The sequence below is a fragment of the Lactobacillus sp. M44 genome (assembly GCF_058130005.1).
In genome coordinates this window covers 1-3,995 of the sequence record NZ_JBYRDN010000002.1, presented here as the reverse complement: position 1 = coordinate 3,995, position 3,995 = coordinate 1, and the positions used below count along the sequence as shown (strand labels likewise).

2 protein-coding genes are annotated in these 3,995 nt (G+C 34.9%); both read right to left on the bottom strand.

The features are described from left to right. Window positions 1-1,422: 1,422 nt before the first annotated feature. Window positions 1,423-2,568: an SLAP domain-containing protein gene (locus AC38BG_RS07140; RefSeq protein ID WP_489937862.1), complete on the bottom strand. Its 1,146-nt coding sequence runs from the start codon at window positions 2,566-2,568 to the stop codon at window positions 1,423-1,425. Window positions 2,569-3,500: 932 nt separating this feature from the next. Next, a complete protein-coding gene (locus tag AC38BG_RS07135; RefSeq protein WP_489937861.1) occupies window positions 3,501-3,995 on the bottom strand; it encodes a MerR family transcriptional regulator in 495 nt (164 codons plus the stop codon).

Below are 3,995 nucleotides of genomic sequence, written 5' to 3'. Positions count from 1 at the left end.
TGTAAATCCCTTTATATCAATGTTTATTTAGCATCTTTCTTTCATTCTATCATGTATGAAAGATGAAAGATTAATCTCTAATTATTTTAAAAAAGCTAGTTAAAGATTGACTAAAATATTAGTGATAGCCGATAACTAAGAGATTAAAAAGCACTATACCAATCCGATTTTACTTGTTTTGTACTGTTTTTCTGATTAAAAAAGCTGATTTATCAAGGCTTTTGCTTATTTGGTCATTAAAACTCCAATTTTAATGACAGGGGAGAAAGGGAAGCAAAAAGCAAATATTAAGAAAGTGTTAAGATTTCAAAGGAGGACAATTTTGGAAAAAAATTTTAAAATCAGCCTTCAATTTTTTTGTATTTTTGATCCTGTTTTTCCTCGTCTAAAATGTCCCCAAAACATTCAATATTTTGACTTAAAAATTTGCAATCAAAAACAGCCTATTTTACCCCGTATTTTTGACCTAATTTTCACTCGTTTTTTACTCTGTTTTTTAACTAAATTTTAGCCTATTTTAGGTACCCACTTTCAGTGCCTAAAATAGGCTTTTTTAATCACTCTTTTTCGGGGCTAAAATTGACTAGCAATTCTGCTACTTTTTAGCCCCTTTTCTACACGCCAAAAATCGCTCATTTTTTCATTGTCACTTGTACCCCACCTCATGGTCATTTTTAGTGACAATGAATCCCTTGCGCCATGCAAGTTTTGACCCTATTGGTAACCGTTAGTCACCATTGGTCACCATCAAAAACTTGCATATCGTCACCATAAGAACCCATGTGCCGACTTCTTTTGCTTAGTTTTGGCTCCAGCTACGCTCCAAAACTAAGCAAAAGATAAAAGGGCATAAGAAAGGATAACGCACCTCCGCAAATTTTAGTGCCCTATTCGGTTACTAAAATTGAGCTTGGAGTGCGCTCGGCATAGCCGAGATCCTTTTTACTAAAATTTATAGGCAAAATGCGTTCCACTTTTTTGCCCATAAATTTAGCCACTGTAAACGCCATAGAAACTATGGTGTTAACAGTGGTGCCCTTGGTCTTTATTTTTAAGCAAAATAAAAACCATAAAAATCTGGTTTAAAAATTGGCACTTAAACAGCACCAATTTTTGCCCCATATTTTTACAAAAAAGCACCCTATTGCCTTACGCAGTTATAGGGTGCTAATAATTAATCAAATCATAATAAAAAAGCGTTCGACTAACTAGTATTTTTGAGTAAAAAAAGCACCAATTTTTGCCCCATATTTTTACAAAAAAGCACCCTATTGCCTTACGCAGTTATAGGGTGCTAATAATTAATCAAATCATAATAAAAAAGCGTTCGACTAACTAGTATTTTTGAGTAAAAAAAAAGGCTATGCAAAATTTGCATAGTCTTTTTTATTATAATTTTGTAGCATAGCCTCGTTAATTATTTTAGTGATACCATGTTACATCATCACCCCAGTTGTTTCCATAACCAACACTACCAGTTTCTCCATCAGCCCAGCCAGTTTTGCCGTCCATTTGGACTTGAACCCATTGGTGTTTGTAAGCGTTTGGATTGACGTGTTGCCAGCGATAACCCATGTAACCTAAAACTAAGCCTAAGGCTCTAGCAGTGCCTGCACATGAGTATTCATGCTTAACAAAGAGTCCGTAAGGTTTATCATAGTATGGTCCAGACATGGTGTAGTTGCTGAATCCAGTGAATCCTGCTACGTATTCGGCAGCTAGACCAACTCTTTGCTTATCTGTTAGGTGCAAGCCACTTTCATTAATTGCTTTAGCAATAGTTTGCGCAATTCCATTAGCATTACCAACAGGTAAGTCATAACGTTTACCTGTTGGTCCAATGATGTAAGTTGGTTTTACAACGTATGTCATATCTGCAGTTAATCCTGAAATTTTAGTTCCATCTGGTACCTTGATTGGTTTATCCCATAATGGTTTAGTAACATCTGGGCCTTGTCCTGGCATTCCTGATAAACTCATACCTGAATTACTTGAACTAGCTCTATAAGTACTATGATGTACGCTAGGTGTATAGAAACTTGCGTATTGAGCTGGGATCCATTGTCTATCTGTACCTAAACGATACATGGTGCGTCCATTAATGGTTGCCTGTTCTATTACTTTCCAGTGTGACCCTTTGTTTACATACTGGCTAGTGTAATTACCATTTGCATCAATTAGAGCTACTCTACCTAAACCTGAATAGGTAACCGTAATTGTGCCACTTTTTGCTTGGCGATTACTGATAGCACTTGCACTAACCTTACTTTGACTGGCGTATTGAGCAGGAATCCACTGTTTATCAGTTCCTAAGCGATACATAGTGCGTCCATTAATATCTGCTTTTTCAAAAATCTTCCAGCGACTATTCTTATTCACATATTGCCCTGTATAATGACCATTTGAGTCCAATAAGGCAACTTTACCTAAGCCTGAATAATTAACTGAAATTACTCCTGCTTGCTTTTGTCTATTTGTTGCAGCTGCATTTACTTGATTAGCTGTTACAAATAAAGTTAAACTTGAAGCCGTTACCATCACAGCTTTTAAAATATTTGCTTTTCTCATATATTACTCTCCCACAAAATATTCTAAATTAACTAAATATAACAAAAATTTATTTCAAGCATATTTTATCACGCAACTTAAACAAATAAATACAAGAAAATCAAACTTAATTACAAAAATAACTTGAAATCTATGCAAATTCAGATACATTGAGAGGGAGTCAGAGTTTGAGGCAGAGTCTTTCCCTGTTTGCTTTTTAACAAGAAATTTTCTGCGTTTAACAATTTTCTGATACATCGATCGGTCATCGTCGTCGTCGTTGTATCTACAGTCTTTAAGTATCATTTCAGATACTTAATCATCTTTTTCCACGCATCTGCGCACCCTACGTGTCTTTCTTTCGTTTTTATGATGATCTCCCTATTACGCTACCTTCAGTCTTATTGCCGCTTACGAGGAACTTTCAATATTTTCTATATTGCCTGCCTCCAGTCGTACAGATAAGCGAGGTTCAGCCATTGCGATACTTACTCAAGGTATCGGCTTACAACTCATCAGTTTTTACCTTAGCTAGTTAGCCTTAGGCTTCAGAAATCTTTTCTGTCCGGGCTTTTCTGACTTTTACCCGATTACCTTCCTGCACAATGCTATAGATTGACATCATGCAGGACGTTGCCCTTTGTTTGAAGCTGCGGCAAGCACAGCTTTTTTTCAAGTTTATGGATATCGACTTTCACTATTGCCGCATAATCAGCGCAAAATAAAAAGATGCGCCTTTCAGCTCATCCTGTGAAAATCATCTTTTAAACTTGAATAATAATTTTACCGTGGTATTATTATTATAAAAGAAGTCATTTGGCAGGTGTTGCTGTCAGATCCTTGAAAGGTAATGTGGTTTGCCGATCAAGGCTTTTTTTATGTCTTTATTTAATTATTTAAGCATTTTCATGTCTTGTGTTAAGTATAGCTTATTAAGAAACAAAAACAACTATTTATTTAAAAAATTTACTCCAAAAAGATCTTTTTGGAACTTTTTTTATTTTTTCAGTAACATTACTTTCATAATTTTGGAACTCTTGAGTGGTTTCTGGAAGCATTTTTAATTGCCTTTCTAGCCCAAGTTGCAGTTTATGAGCCTCGGATAATCGTTCATTAAGGTCATCTATTTGTTTATCTTTAGACCTAAGTTGTTCAATATATCTTTCTGTTAATGCTTCATTTTCTTCATGTAATCTTTTTATTTCTTTCTGAAGAAAGATTAAAAAGTCATTACTATCAATGGTTTCATTGGTATCTTTCTTTCTTTCAAAAGATGAAAGATGTAATTTTTCAAGTTGATTTGAAGAATAAAGCTTTTTGCGACCCTCTACTCTTATTGGTTTAACGCCATTCTCGCGTATAATTCTTGTAACTGTAGCTTGGCTAACTTTCAATTTTTTTGCTAGTTCTGTCTGTGAATACAGCCTATCTTTCACTACTTTTTTCAC